The organism is Nonomuraea antimicrobica (assembly GCF_039536965.1).
In the GTDB taxonomy this organism is placed as follows: Bacteria; Actinomycetota; Actinomycetes; order Streptosporangiales; family Streptosporangiaceae; genus Nonomuraea; species Nonomuraea antimicrobica.
Map to the genome: position 1 here is coordinate 1 of NZ_BAAAZP010000164.1, position 13,173 is coordinate 13,173.

13 protein-coding genes are annotated in these 13,173 nt (G+C 70.5%); 11 read left to right on the plus strand and 2 right to left on the minus strand.

Going from position 1 to position 13,173, the window contains the following annotated elements; translation table 11 throughout:
- The 5 genes from infB to truB all read left to right on the plus strand — a co-directional run.
- A partial coding sequence (gene infB / locus ABD844_RS40065) for a translation initiation factor IF-2 (RefSeq protein WP_344890409.1) occupies positions 1–1,924 on the plus strand: 1,924 nt, incomplete at its 5' end.
- Between the two features lie 120 nt (positions 1,925–2,044).
- Positions 2,045–2,341: a DUF503 domain-containing protein gene (locus ABD844_RS40070; RefSeq protein ID WP_344890412.1), complete on the plus strand. Its 297-nt coding sequence runs from the start codon at positions 2,045–2,047 to the stop codon at positions 2,339–2,341.
- Between the two features lie 43 nt (positions 2,342–2,384).
- Positions 2,385–2,843 (plus strand): 30S ribosome-binding factor RbfA, encoded by a 459-nt coding sequence (gene rbfA, locus ABD844_RS40075; protein ID WP_344890416.1) that lies wholly within the window; start codon positions 2,385–2,387, stop codon positions 2,841–2,843.
- Positions 2,844–2,893: 50 nt separating this feature from the next.
- Positions 2,894–3,880 (plus strand): DHH family phosphoesterase, encoded by a 987-nt coding sequence (locus ABD844_RS40080; RefSeq protein ID WP_344890419.1) that lies wholly within the window; start codon positions 2,894–2,896, stop codon positions 3,878–3,880.
- Positions 3,881–4,753, plus strand: coding sequence for a tRNA pseudouridine(55) synthase TruB (gene truB, locus ABD844_RS40085; RefSeq protein ID WP_344890423.1), 873 nt, complete (start codon positions 3,881–3,883; stop codon positions 4,751–4,753). It abuts the gene before it with no gap.
- A 17-nt stretch (positions 4,754–4,770) separates the two neighbouring features.
- On the opposite strand, the gene ABD844_RS40090 is transcribed toward truB, so the two are convergent.
- A complete protein-coding gene (locus tag ABD844_RS40090; protein WP_344890426.1) occupies positions 4,771–5,799 on the minus strand; it encodes a TRM11 family SAM-dependent methyltransferase in 1,029 nt (342 codons plus the stop codon).
- Positions 5,800–5,897: 98 nt separating this feature from the next.
- Between ABD844_RS40090 and ABD844_RS40095 the strand changes: the two genes are divergently transcribed.
- The 6 genes from ABD844_RS40095 (at position 5,898) to ABD844_RS40120 (ending at position 12,817) form a co-directional block, all read left to right on the plus strand.
- Positions 5,898–6,845 carry a bifunctional riboflavin kinase/FAD synthetase gene (locus ABD844_RS40095; protein WP_344890429.1) on the plus strand — a complete coding sequence of 316 codons (948 nt, stop codon included), beginning with the start codon at positions 5,898–5,900 and terminating at the stop codon, positions 6,843–6,845.
- A gap of 286 nt (positions 6,846–7,131) precedes the next feature.
- Complete coding sequence (rpsO, locus tag ABD844_RS40100; protein WP_090945762.1) at positions 7,132–7,401, plus strand: 30S ribosomal protein S15; 270 nt, start codon at positions 7,132–7,134, stop codon at positions 7,399–7,401.
- Between the two features lie 297 nt (positions 7,402–7,698).
- The gene (locus ABD844_RS40105; RefSeq protein ID WP_344890439.1) at positions 7,699–10,047 is read left to right on the plus strand and encodes a polyribonucleotide nucleotidyltransferase; all 2,349 of its coding nucleotides are present in this window, start codon (positions 7,699–7,701) and stop codon (positions 10,045–10,047) included.
- Positions 10,044–11,354, plus strand: coding sequence for a M16 family metallopeptidase (locus ABD844_RS40110; protein ID WP_344890442.1), 1,311 nt, complete (start codon positions 10,044–10,046; stop codon positions 11,352–11,354). The genes ABD844_RS40105 and ABD844_RS40110 overlap by 4 nt, the downstream gene beginning before the upstream one ends.
- A 49-nt stretch (positions 11,355–11,403) precedes the next feature.
- Complete coding sequence (dapB, locus tag ABD844_RS40115) at positions 11,404–12,141, plus strand: 4-hydroxy-tetrahydrodipicolinate reductase (protein WP_344890445.1); 738 nt, start codon at positions 11,404–11,406, stop codon at positions 12,139–12,141.
- A 169-nt stretch (positions 12,142–12,310) separates the two neighbouring features.
- A complete protein-coding gene (locus ABD844_RS40120) occupies positions 12,311–12,817 on the plus strand; it encodes a GNAT family N-acetyltransferase (RefSeq protein ID WP_344890448.1) in 507 nt (168 codons plus the stop codon).
- On the opposite strand, the gene ABD844_RS40125 is transcribed toward ABD844_RS40120, so the two are convergent.
- The gene (locus ABD844_RS40125) at positions 12,814–13,164 is read right to left on the minus strand and encodes an ArsR/SmtB family transcription factor (protein ID WP_344890450.1); all 351 of its coding nucleotides are present in this window, start codon (positions 13,162–13,164) and stop codon (positions 12,814–12,816) included. The two genes, ABD844_RS40120 and ABD844_RS40125, sit on opposite strands and share 4 nt — an antisense overlap.
- Between the last annotated feature and the right edge of the window lie 9 nt (positions 13,165–13,173).

A 13,173-nucleotide genomic window follows, 5' to 3' on the forward strand; every position in this document is an offset into this window, starting at 1 on the left:
CGCGGGAGCCTTCGGGCGTCCCGGCGGCCGTCCGGCGCGTGGCCGCAAGTCGAAGCGGCAGAGGCGCCAGGAGTTCGACAACATGTCGGCGCCGGCGATCGGCGGCGTGCAGGTCGCTCGCGGCAACGGCGCGACGATCCGCCTGCCGCGCGGCGCGTCGCTGTCCGACTTCGCCGACCGCATCGGCGCCAACCCGGCCTCGCTCGTGCAGATCATGCTGCACCTGGGTGAGATGGTGACCGCGACGCAGTCGGTCAACGAGGAGACGCTGCAGCTCCTCGGCGCCGAGCTCGACTACAACATCCAGGTCGTCAGCCCGGAGGAAGAAGACCGCGAGCTGCTCGAGGCCTTCGACATCGAGTTCGGCGAGGACGAGGGCGACGAGGCCGACCTGGCCGCGCGTCCCCCGGTCGTGACCGTCATGGGTCACGTCGACCACGGTAAGACCAAGCTGCTCGACGCCATCCGCAAGACCAACGTGGTGGCGCGCGAGGCGGGTGGCATCACCCAGCACATCGGCGCTTACCAGGTCTCCGCCGAGCACGAGGGCCTAGACCGGAAGATCACCTTCATCGACACCCCGGGTCACGAGGCGTTCACCGCCATGCGTGCCCGAGGCGCCAAGTCCACCGACATCGCGGTGCTGGTGGTCGCGGCCGACGACGGTGTGAAGCCGCAGACGATCGAGGCGCTCAACCACGCCCAGGCGGCCGAGGTGCCGGTCGTGGTCGCGGTCAACAAGATCGACAAGGAGGGCGCCGACCCCAACAAGGTGCGCGCCCAGCTCACCGAGTACGGCCTGGTGGCGGAGGAATACGGTGGCTCGACCCTCTTCGTCGACATCTCGGCGAAGAACGGCACGGGCATCGACAACCTCCTCGAGGCCATCCTGCTGACCGCCGATGCCGAGCTCGACCTGCGGGCCAACCCGACGATGGACGCTCAGGGCATCGCGATCGAGGCGCACCTCGACAAGGGCCGCGGCCCCGTCGCGACCGTCCTGGTCCAGCGCGGCACGCTGCGCGTCGGCGACTCGATCGTGTGTGGCGAGGCGTTCGGCCGCGTCCGCGCGATGCTCGACGACAACGGCGACGCGGTCGAGGAGGCCACGCCGTCGCGTCCGGTCCTGGTGATGGGTCTGACCGCGGTGCCGAGCGCCGGTGACAACTTCATCGTGGTCACCGACGACCGGATGGCCCGGCAGATCGCCCAGCAGCGCGCGGCGCGCAAGCGCAGCGCCGACATGGCGAAGTCGAGCCGTCGCCGCACCCTCGAAGAGCTGTTCAGCGACCTCGAGAAGGGTCGCGTCGACGAGCTCAAGCTCATCATCAAGGGTGACGTGTCCGGTTCGGTGGAGGCCCTGGAAGACGCCCTGCTCAAGATCGACGTCGGCGACGAGGTCAGGCTGCGAGTCCTGCACCGCGCGGTCGGCGCGATCACCGAGTACGACGTCAACCTGGCCGTCGCCGACGACAACGCGGTCATCATCGGCTTCAACGTCCGCCCCGAGCCGCGGGCGCGCGACCTGGCCGAGCGCGAGGGCGTCGACATCCGCTACTACTCGGTCATCTACCAGGCGATCGAGGAGATCGAGGCGGCGCTCAAGGGCATGCTCAAGCCCGAGTTCGAAGAGGTCCAGATGGGCACGGCGGAGGTCCGCGAGGTCTTCAAGGTGCCGAAGATCGGCAACGTCGCCGGTACTCTGGTCCGCTCCGGCGTGATCGTCCGCAACAGCAAGGCCAGGGTGATCCGCGACGGCGTCGTCATCGCGGACAACCTGACCGTCTCGTCGCTGCGTCGCTTCAAGGACGACGCGACCGAGGTCCGCGAGGGCTTCGAGTGCGGTGTCGGTGTCGGCTACAACGACATCAGGATCGACGACGTGATCGAGACGTTCGAGATGCGGGAGAAGCCGCGCGTGTGACGCGCGGCCGGGCGCCCGGCGGGACATCCGCCGGGCGCTTCTCGCACGCCCTGGCCTGGTCCCCACCGCAGCAGGCCGGGCGTGCGCTCACCTCACCAGGACAAGCGGTGGTTGACAACGATGTATGTGGGTGCTCTGACCCTGGACATCCTGCTCGGCGACGTGCACTCGCTGAAGCAGAAGCGCTCTGTCGTACGACCGCTGATCGCCGAGCTGCAGCGCCGTTACCCCAGCATCGCGGTGGCTGAGACCGGCCACCTCGATCTGCACCGCAGGGCGGAGGTCGGCGTGGCGGTCGTGTCCGCCTCCGCGGGCAACTGCAGGGAAGTGCTCGACGCCTGCGAGCGCATGGTGGCCTTCCGCCCCGAGATCGAGCTGCTGTCGGCCCGGCAGCGGCTCTACAACGACGAAGACTGAACGACAGCACGGCCGGGCAGGTCGTGCGTGAGGGGGAGCGAACATGGTGGATGCCGCACGAGCGCGCAAGCTCGCCGACCGCATCCAGCAGATCGTCGCCGAGATGCTGGAGCGCCGGATCAAGGATCCGCGTCTGGGCTTCGTGACCGTGACCGACACACGTGTCACCGCCGACCTGCGCGACGCGACGGTGTTCTACACGGTGTTCGGCTCCGACGCCGAGCGGGCCGACAGCGCCGCCGCCCTCGAAAGCGCCAAGGGCATCATCCGCTCCGAGGTGGGCCGCCAGACGGGCGTGCGGTTCGCTCCGACGCTGACGTTCAAGCACGACCCGCTGCCCGACAGCGCCCGCCACCTCGACGACCTGATCAACGCCGCCCGGGCCCGCGACGCCGAGGTGGCGCTGCGGGCCCAGACCGCCACCTACGCCGGCGAGGCCGACCCCTACCGCAAGCCCGAGGACGACCTGGACGAGGGCCCGGACCGGGACGAACAGGCGTGACACCCGACGTTCGCGACTGGGCCGGACGCCAGCCCCGGATGGAGCGGCGAGTGGCGAACGACTGTCCGATCCCCGAATCGTCGTGGGATCGTGCGCTGTGCCTGATCCGTGAGACCGACGAGGTCGCGCTGGCCTGCCACGTGACGCCCGACGGCGACGCGCTCGGCTCGATGCTGGCCGTCGCGTTCGCGCTGCGCTCGATGGGCAAGCGGGTGGTGGCCTCCTTCGGCGACCGGCACTTCGCGGTGCCGCGGCTGCTGCGGTTCCTGCCGGGGCAGGAGATGCTGGTGCCGCCCGACGACTATCCCGCCGCCCCCGACCTCATGATCGTCTTCGACTCCTCCACCTTCGAACGCGTCGGCCTGCTGGGCGCGAACGTGGCCGCGGCCCGCGAGGTCATCGTGGTCGACCACCACCCGTCCAACGCCGGGTTCGGCACCCTCGACCTCATCGACGCCGCGGCCGCGGCCACCGCCGTGCTGGCCGAGCAGCTCGTCTACCGGCTCGGCGGGCGCCTCGACCGCGACATCGCCACCTGCCTGTACGCCGGCCTGGTGACCGACACCGGATCGTTCCGCTACTCCTCGACCACCCCGGCCGTGCACCAGATGGCGGCCAGGCTGGTGGCGACCGGGCTGCGTACCGACGAGATCGCCCGCGAGCTGTGGGACCGCTCGCCGTTCGGCTACCTGAAGGTGCTGGCCGCCGCGCTCGAGCGGGTGACGCTGGAGGGCGGGCTGGTCTGGACGTACGTGTCACGGGTCGACCGGGCCGCCCAGGGGCTGCCGTACTCCGAGCTCGAAGGCATCATCGACATCGTCCGCCGCACCGACGAGGCGCAGGTGGCGGTCGTGCTCAAGGAGGACGACCACGGCGACTGGCAGGTGTCGACCAGGTCCAAGGGAGACATTGACGTGGCGGCCGTGTGCGCGGCGCTGGGCGGCGGCGGGCACCACAACGCGGCCGGATTCACCTCGTACGACACCGTGGAGGAGACGATGGCCAGGTTCCGGCGCGAGTTGCGGAAGGTCGTGTAGATGTCCGAGAGCGGTCTGATCATCGTCGACAAGCCCGGCGAGTGGACCTCGCACGACGTGGTGGCCAAGATGCGCCGCATCGCCGGCACCCGCCGGGTCGGGCACGCGGGCACGCTCGACCCGATGGCCACGGGCGTGCTGGTGGTCGGCGTGGAGAAGGCGACCCGGCTGCTCGGGCACCTGATGCTGACCGAGAAGGTCTACGAGGCCACGATCCGGCTCGGCGTCAGCACGAACACCGACGACGCCGAGGGCGAGGTCACCGCCACCGTCACGGCGGCGGGGGTGACGGCGGCCGAGATCCACAAGGGCGTGGCGGCGCTGACCGGCGAGATCATGCAGATCCCGCCCCAGGTCAGCGCGATCAAGGTGAACGGGCAGCGAGCCTACAAGATGGCGCGGGCGGGCGAGGAGGTCGAGCTGGCGGCCCGGCCCGTCACGGTGCGGGAGTTCGTCGTAGGCGACATCCGGGCCGAGGGCGAGGTCGTCGACGTGGACGCGGTCGTGACCTGCTCCAGCGGCACCTACATCCGCGCGCTGGCCCGCGACCTCGGGGCCGCGCTCGGCGTCGGCGGCCATCTGACGCGGCTGCGGCGTACCCGGGTGGGCCCCTACGACCTGTCGCTGGCCAGGAGCGTCGACCAGCTCGCCGAGGAGTGCGTGATCCTGCCGATCGGCGAGGCGGTGGCGGCGGCGTTCCCCCGGCGGGACGTCACGGCCGAGGAGGCCCGCGTCATCGGGCACGGCGGGCGGCTGCCCGCGGCCGGGCTCGGAACGGGCCCCATCGGCGTGTTCGGGCCGGAGGGCGAGCTGCTGGCGCTGGTGGAGGAGCGGGGACGGGTGGCCAGGCCGCTCGCCGTCTTCGTGGGTTAGCGCTCGTCAGGCGGTCGTTAGCTAGTGGTGGCGGGCTTGCGGGCCACGATGACGTCGCGGACGATCGCCTGGTCGACCCAGTGCTCGAAGTCGGGGTAGTCCATGACCTCCAGGCCCGCGTCCGTGAGGATCTTGGCCAGGTCGGCGCTCTTGCCGCCGTAGGTGTTCCAGGCGATGCCCATGGCGCCGCCTGGACGCAGCAGCTCGGCCCACACCGGCACGGCCCGGCCCAGCAGCTCCAGCGGGCTGCGCGACAGGCCGGCGCCGCCCTTGCTGCCGTGCTGGACCCCGTAGGGCGCGTCGGTGGCCAGGATGTCGAACGAGCGCGGCTTGAAGAACTCACGGCTCCTGAGGGTGTCGGCGTTGACCACGGCCAGGTGCTGCACGTCGCCGCCCTTGACGGCCTCCTTCGACAGGCCGAAGGTCACGTTGAGCCGCCGCCCGGCCAGGGCGCGCTCGCGGCGCACCGGCACGGTCTCGGCCGTGTGCTTGAGCCGCTTGTTGCGCAGCCACGTCTTGATGAAGCCGCTGTACGCCTCGAAGTCCTTGGCGTCGACGTCGATGCCGTAGGCGTCGTAGCCGTACATGAGGGCCTGGTTGAGCGTGGTGCCCCGGCCGCACAGCGGGTCGAACACCGACAGCCCGTCGCCCAGCCCCTTGTCGCCCGCCAGCGCCGTGACGTTGAGCAGCAGCTTGGTGAAGTGCTCGTTGGTCTTGCCGGCGTATTTCTGGATGGTGATCAGGTCGCTGCTCAGCCGGTCGCGCGAGCGCATGGCCAGCGGCCTGAGCAGCTCGCCCTCCACGGCGAAGAGGGCGTAGACGGAGGAGAGGTTGGACAGCAGCCGGACGGCGGTCTCGCTCAGCGGGCGCTCGGTTTCGAACGTCACGTAGGGGACGCCGCCGATGGTCGTCTCGTCGCTGTCGAGCACCTCGCCGCCGAGGGCACGCGCGCTGAAGACGGCCAGCTCGGCGCGGGTCAGCCGGACGGCACTCTCGGCGTAGACCCGGTTGAAGGCAGGCAGGATCAGAAGCGCGTAACGAGGCATGATGCCCGATGATAGCCCCCTCGGTTGGAGGGAATGCCGGGCCTCGTGGCAGTCTTGTACGGGTTGATCCGGGGACGAGGCGGTCCCAGGACGAGCGAATGGGGCCTTACGTGCAGGGTTCGGAGAGGTCTGTGCAGGGTTCGGAGAGATCCGTCGTGACCGTCGGCGTCTACGACGGGGTCCACCGCGGGCACCAGCGGGTGGTCGGAAGGGCCGTCGCCATCGCCCGTGAGCGGGGGCTGCGCGGCGTGGTGGTCACGTTCGAGCCGCACCCCGACGAGGTGGTCCGGCCGGGGTCGCATCCGCACCGGCTGACCAGCCTCCGGCGCAGGGCCGAGCTGCTCGCCGGGCTGGGCGCCGACGAGATCGACGTGGTGGAGTTCAGCTTCGGCCTGTCGCGCAGCACGCCCGACGAGTTCGTCCAGAACGTGCTGGCCGAGCGGCTGCGCGCGGCGGTCGTCGTGGTGGGGGAGGGCTTCGTGTTCGGGCACAACGCGGCCGGTGACGTGGAGACCCTGCGCAGGCTGGGTGACAAGTACGACTTCGAGGTGGAGGCCGTGCCCCGGCTCGACGCCGTCTCCGCGACCTCGATCCGCGAGCTGCTGGTCGCGGGCGACGTGGCCGCCGCCGGGGCCCAGCTCGGCCGCCCGCATCGGGTGGAGGGCGTGGTCGTACGCGGCTACCAGCGCGGACGCCAGCTCGGTTTCCCCACGGCCAACGTCGAGACCCCGCAGTACACCGCGATCCCGGCCGACGGCGTCTACGCGGGCTGGCTGGAGTGCGTGCCGGTGGCCAACCTGCCCACCCTGTACGAAGGGGAGCGCTGGCCGGCGGCGATCTCGGTCGGCACCAACCCGACGTTCGAGGGCGTGCCGCGTACCGTGGAGGCGTACGCGCTCGACCGGGACGACCTCGAGCTCTACGGCGCCCACGTGGCGGTGGAGTTCGCGGCGCGGCTGCGTGGCAACACCCGCTTCGACTCGATCGAGGCGCTGATCGCCCAGATCCACGACGACGTGGAGGCCACCCGCCGCCTCACGAGTTGACCGCCGCCCCGGGCGCCTCACGAGTCGGGGCGGCCCCGGGCGCTCCACAGCCCGCGTGCCGCCGCCGCGCCGCCCGCGTCCTGTCCGGGACATCGCCGTCTCAGCACCGTCTCAGCGCCCTCTCAGCACCCGTCCCAGGCAGCGGACACGAGGTGGTAACCTTGCATGTCGGCTCTGTAGCGGCGGCGCTGCGCGCTGCCATGACGGCCTTCACGCGGCGACTGTAGGCACGCGCGGTCGTTCGCTCATATTTCATTCGCGCGTGCCCGTAGCTCGAAGGAGAGCCGTGTCCCTCGACACCGCTGCCAAGAAGACCATCATCAGCGAATACGCGACGGCCGAGGGCGACACCGGGTCGCCCGAGGTGCAGATCGCGCTGCTGAGCAAGCGCATCAGCGAGCTGACCGAGCACCTGAAGACGCACAAGCACGACCACCACAGCCGTCGTGGTCTGCTGCTGCTCGTCGGGCGCCGGCGCCGCCTGCTGAAGTACCTGCAGAAGGTCGACATCCAGCGCTACCGTTCGCTCATCGAGCGGCTCGGCCTGCGCCGATAGCATGAAAGGGAGCGGCGGCCTGCGCCGCTCCCTTCTCATATGGGGGTAGGACCCCATACGGTCGGGCGCGTGGCGACGTGAAACCGTCCCGCGCCTGACGTACAAATGAAGATCCGAGACACACAGCCCCCGCGTCCGCTCAGCACCATGCGACCCGCGACGCCTGCGGGCCGGTCCTCGGTAGTGGCTTCCGGTAATCACGCACGCGACCGGGCGCTTCGATCGAAGACCGGCGCTGCACCTAACGAGGGTGCCGGTGAGAAAAGGCGCGGGTGACCGACCACAAGGAGGTCCCCCGTGGAGGGTGTCCACACTGCTGAAGCCGTCATAGACAATGGCTCATTCGGCACGCGTACGATCCGGTTCGAGACCGGACGGCTCGCGCGCCAGGCGGCCGGTTCCGCCGTCGCCTACCTCGACAGCGACACGATGGTGCTGTCGGCGACCACCGCGTCCAAGTCGCCGAAGGAACAGTTCGACTTCTTCCCGCTGACGGTCGACGTCGAAGAGCGCATGTACGCCGCCGGGCGCATCCCGGGCTCGTTCTTCCGCCGTGAGGGCCGTCCGTCCGAGGACGCCATCCTCACCTGTCGCCTGATCGACCGGCCGCTGCGCCCGTCGTTCGTCAAGGGCCTGCGCAACGAGGTCCAGGTCGTCGCCACCGTCATGGCGCTCAACCCCGACCACCTCTACGACGTGGTGGCGATCAACGCCGCGTCGCTGTCCACCCAGCTCGCGGGCCTGCCCTTCTCCGGGCCGATCGGCGGCGTGCGGGTGGCGCTGATCGAGGGCCAGTGGGTGGCCTTCCCGACGCACCACGAGCTGGAGCGGGCCACGTTCGACATGGTCGTGGCGGGCCGGGTGCTCGACGACGGCGATGTCGCGATCATGATGGTCGAGGCCGAGTCCACGAAGGACACGCTCAAGCTGGTCTCCGAGGGCGCGGTCGCGCCCACGGAGGAGACCGTGGCGCAGGGCCTGGACGCCGCCAAGCCGTTCATCAAGGTGCTGTGCGAGGCGCAGTCGCGCATCGCGCAGGTCGCCGCCAAGGAGACGGCCGAATACCCCGTCTTCCTCGAGTACCAGGACGACGTCTACGCCGCCGTCGAGGCCGCGATCAAGACCGAGCTGGCCGCCGCGCTGACCATCGCCGGCAAGCAGGAGCGCGAGACCGAGCTCGAGCGGGTCAAGGCGCTGGCCGCCGAGAAGCTCCTGCCCGAGTTCGAGGGCCGCGAGAAGGAGATCGGCGCCGCGTTCCGCTCGGTGATGAAGAAGCTCATGCGCGAGCGGGTCGTCAGCGAGGGCGTCCGCATCGACGGGCGTGGCACCAAGGACATCCGGGCCCTGTCGGCCGAGGTCCACGTGGTGCCCCGGGTGCACGGCTCGGCGCTGTTCGAGCGCGGTGAGACCCAGATCATGGGCATCACCACCCTCAACATGCTGCGCATGGAGCAGGTCATCGACACGCTCAACCCCGAGCGCACCAAGCGCTACATGCACAACTACAACTTCCCGCCCTACTCCACCGGCGAGACCGGCCGGGTGGGCTCGCCCAAGCGCCGCGAGATCGGTCACGGCGCGCTGGCCGAGCGGGCGCTGATCCCGGTGCTGCCGTTGCGCGAGGAGTTCCCGTACGCGATCCGGCAGGTCTCCGAGGCGCTCGGCTCCAATGGCTCCACCTCGATGGGCTCGGTCTGCGCCTCGACGATGGCGCTGCTCGACGCCGGTGTGCCGCTCAAGGAGATGGTCGCGGGCATCGCGATGGGCCTGATCGCCGAGGGCGACAAATATGTCACGCTGACCGACATCCTCGGCGCCGAGGACGCCATGGGCGACATGGACTTCAAGGTCGCCGGCACCAAGGACGTCATCACCGCCCTGCAGCTCGACACCAAGCTCGACGGCATCCCGGCCCACGTGCTGGCCGCCGCGCTCAAGCAGGCCAAGGGCGCCCGCCTGGCGATCCTCGACGTGATGCAGGAGGCGATCGACTCCCCGGCGGAGATGAACCCGACCGCGCCGCGCATCATCACCATCAAGGTCCCGGTCGACAAGATCGGCGAGGTCATCGGCCCCAAGGGCAAGATGATCAACCAGATCCAGGACGACACGGGCGCCGAGATCACCATCGAGGACGACGGCACGATCTACATCGGCGCCACCGACGGGCCGTCCGCCGAGGCCGCCCGTTCGGCGATCAACGCCATCGCCAACCCGCACATGCCCGAGGTCGGCGAGCGTTACCTGGGCACGGTCGTCAAGATCGCGGCCTTCGGCGCGTTCGTCTCGCTCATGCCCGGCAAGGACGGCCTGCTGCACGTCTCGCAGATCCGCAAGCTGCACGGCGGCAAGCGCATCGAGAACGTCGAGGACGTCATGAGCGTCGGCGAGAAGATCCAGGTCGAGATCGCCGAGATCGACGGCCGCGGCAAGCTCTCGCTGGTGCCGGTCGAGGTCATCGAGAAGGAGGCCGCCGAGAAGGACGCGAAGCCCACCGAGCGGTCCGCCGACGCCCCCGCCGAGGCGCCGGACGAGCCCGAGACCGCCGCTCCGGACGCCGCCGAGGACAAGGCCGACCGGCCCCGCCGCACCCGCACACGCGTGCGCACCACCCGCGGCGCCGAGGGAGACGACCGGAACTCGTGACGACGACCACGCTGCACCCCGGCAAGGACGGAGCCGGGGTGGTGAGGCGCACCGTCCTCCCGGGTGGGCTGCGCGTGGTGACCGAGACCATGCCGACCGTGCGGAGCGTCGCGGTCGGCATGTGGGTCGGCATCGGCTCGCGCGACGAGGCCCCCGAGCACACGGGCGCCACCCATTTCCTTGAACACCTGCTGTTCAAGGGCACCCCCACGCGCGACGCGATGGAGATCTCCGCCTCGATCGAGGGCATCGGCGGTGAGATCAACGCCTTCACCGCCAAGGAGTACACCTGCTACTACGCGCGGGTCCTCGACGAGGACCTGCCGATCGCGGTCGACGTGCTCGCCGACGTGGTGACCAGCTCGCTGGTGACCGACGAGGACGTCGAGTCGGAGCGGGGAGTGATCCTCGAAGAGATCGCCATGCACGACGACGATCCCTCCGACGTGGTGCACGAGCAGTTCGCCGCCGCGCTCTACGGCGACTCGCCGATCGGGCGGCCCATCCTGGGCACGGTCGACTCGATCAACGCCCTGAGGCGCGAGCGCATCGCCGAGTACTATCACCGCTTCTACCGGCCGCGCCGGACGGTGGTGTCGGTGGCGGGCAACATCCGGCACGAGGAGGTCGTCGAGCTGGTCGCGCGGGCGTACGAGCGGGCGGGCGCGCTGAGCGGCCCGGCCGAGTTCGCGCCGCCGCGCACCAGCGGCCCCGGGGCCGAGACGCGCTCCGACGTCAAGGTGCTCGACCGGCCCACCGAGCAGGCCAACCTGGTGCTCGGCACGACCGGCCTGTCCCGTACGGACGATCGCAGGTTCGCGCTGGGCGTGCTCAACGCGGCGCTGGGCGGCGGCATGTCGTCCAGGCTCTTCCAGGAGATCAGGGAGAAGCGCGGGCTGGCGTACTCGGCCTACAGCTACACCTCCGCCTACGCCGACACCGGCCAGTTCGGCATCTACGTGGGCTGTCTGCCGTCGAAGATCGACGACGTGCTCAAGATCTGCCGGGACGAGGTGTCCAGGGTCGTGGCCCAGGGGCTGAGCGCCGACGAGATCATGCGCGGCAAGGGCCAGATGCGGGGCGGGCTCGTGCTCGGCCTGGAGGACACCGGGTCGCGCATGTCGCGCATCGGCAAGAACGAGCTGGTCTACGACGAGCTGATGTCGGTGGACGAGGTGCTCTCGCGCATCGAGGCGGTGACGCCCGACGAGATCACCGAGGTGGCCCGCGACGTGCTCAACCGGCCGCTCACGCTCGCCGTGATCGGGCCGTACGGTGACAAGGACTTCTCCGACGCCATCAGTTGAGCGTGCTGCCGCCTCGGCCGTGGGGGCGGCAGCACGATAGGGTCAGCCTGTGATCAGGGTAGGTGTGCTCGGCGCCCGTGGGCGCGTGGGCGTCGAGGTGTGCAGGGCGGTCGAGGCGGCCGGCGACATGGAGCTGGTGGCCGCGGTCGACAAGGACGACTCCATCGAAGGGCTCGACGGCGCCGAGGTGGTGGTCGACTTCACCCATCCCGACGTGGTCATGGGCAACCTCGAATGGCTGATCGGCCACGGCATCCACCCCGTGGTGGGCACGACCGGGTTCGACGAGGGGCGGCTGCGGACCGTACGCGGCTGGCTGGCGGCCAGTCCCGGCACCAACTGCCTGATCGCCCCGAACTTCGGCATCGCCGCCGTGCTGATGATGCACTTCGCCCAGCAGGCGGCGCGTTACTTCGAGTCCGCCGAGATCGTCGAGCTGCACCACCCCAACAAGGCCGACGCGCCGTCCGGCACCGCCCGGCGTACCGCTGAGCTGGTCGCGCAGGCGCGGGCCAAGGCGGGGCTGGGGGCGATGCCCGACGCCACCTCCACCGCGCTCGACGGCGCGCGCGGGGCCGACGTCGGTGGCGTACACGTGCACGCGGTGCGCCTGTCGGGGCTGATCGCGCACCAGGAGGTGCTGCTCGGCGGCGACGGCGAGATCCTCACGATCAGGCACGACACGATGAGCCGGTCGGCGTTCACGCCGGGCGTGCTGCTCGGCGTGCGCAGGGTGCGCGAGCTGCCCGGCCTCACGCTGGGCCTGGAGCCCCTCCTCGACCTCTAGCGCCTTTGAGCAAGTCTGAGCAAGTCGAACAGCACACGACTGTGCCCACGGCCGCGCACGGTCGTGGGCACGTCGTGAGGAGAGGGTCCCGGCTCCGCACAGCCGGGCCTACGATCATCAACCCTAATACGAGCGGCGAGTCGCACCCGAAACATGAGAACGTGTCGCCATGGTGCGATGGGCTGAAGAGCATGAGCTGGCCGGGCTGGTCTCGATCGAGCTGGCCGCCGATGGGCTGTTCGAGCAGGTGGGCATCGTGTTCCCGCCCGGCACCACGATGATCGAAGAGGTCGACGACCCGGGCGTGGTGCTGGTCGAGGGGGCGCCGCCGGCCGGGTTCGCGCTGATCGGATGGGTCGACGGCGACGTGCACCTCGAACAGCTCGCCGTCGATCCCGCGCACATGCGCCAGGGCATCGGCGGGCGGCTGGTCACGGCCGTGGTCGACCACGCGCGCGCTGCCGGAGCCTCGGCCGTGACGCTGACCACGTTCAGGGACGTGCCCTGGAACGCCCCCTGGTACGAACGGCACGGCTTCGCCACGCTTCCCGAGACCGAGTGGGGACCGGAGCTACGGGCGCTGGTCGAGCACGAGCGCGAGCTGGGCATCGAGGTCGCACCCCGCGTGGCCATGCGCCGCCGCTGGGGCGGCCCGGCCGGGGACGCCCGCGCCTAAGGCGTCTCGACGGCGCTGTGGGCCGCGCGGTCGCCCGTCCGGCGCTGGGCCGCCAGCACGGAGTCCAGCAGGCCGGGGAACAACCCGTCGAGGTCGTCGCGGCGCAGCCGGACCAGCCGGGACCGGCCCTGCACCGTGGTCCAGGTCACGCCTGCCTCGCGCAGCACCCGGTAGTGGTGCGACAGCGTCGTCTGGTGGACGTCGATCTCGCCGCCGATCGTGTTGCAGGCGTCCTCGCCCATCTGGTCGAGCCGCCGGACGAGCTCCAGCCGCACCGGATCAGCCAGCGCACGCAGCACCTCGACCAGCCGGATGGCCTCGGTCGCCGGCTGTGACACCTCACGCATCGCCGCCCC

Excerpts from the sequence above, each read along its gene's own strand:
- truB (WP_344890423.1), top strand. The coding sequence starts at position 3,881 with ATGTCCGAGAGCGGTCTGATCATCGTCGACAAGCCCGGCGAGTGGACC.
- rbfA (WP_344890416.1), top strand. The coding sequence starts at position 2,385 with ATGGTGGATGCCGCACGAGCGCGCAAGCTCGCCGACCGCATCCAGCAG.
- ABD844_RS40125 (WP_344890450.1), bottom strand. The coding sequence starts at position 13,164 with ATGCGTGAGGTGTCACAGCCGGCGACCGAGGCCATCCGGCTGGTCGAG.
- ABD844_RS40070 (WP_344890412.1), top strand. The coding sequence starts at position 2,045 with ATGTATGTGGGTGCTCTGACCCTGGACATCCTGCTCGGCGACGTGCAC.
- ABD844_RS40120 (WP_344890448.1), top strand. The coding sequence starts at position 12,311 with ATGGTGCGATGGGCTGAAGAGCATGAGCTGGCCGGGCTGGTCTCGATC.
- ABD844_RS40095 (WP_344890429.1), top strand. The coding sequence starts at position 5,898 with ATGGGGCCTTACGTGCAGGGTTCGGAGAGGTCTGTGCAGGGTTCGGAG.
- ABD844_RS40090 (WP_344890426.1), bottom strand. The coding sequence starts at position 5,799 with ATGCCTCGTTACGCGCTTCTGATCCTGCCTGCCTTCAACCGGGTCTAC.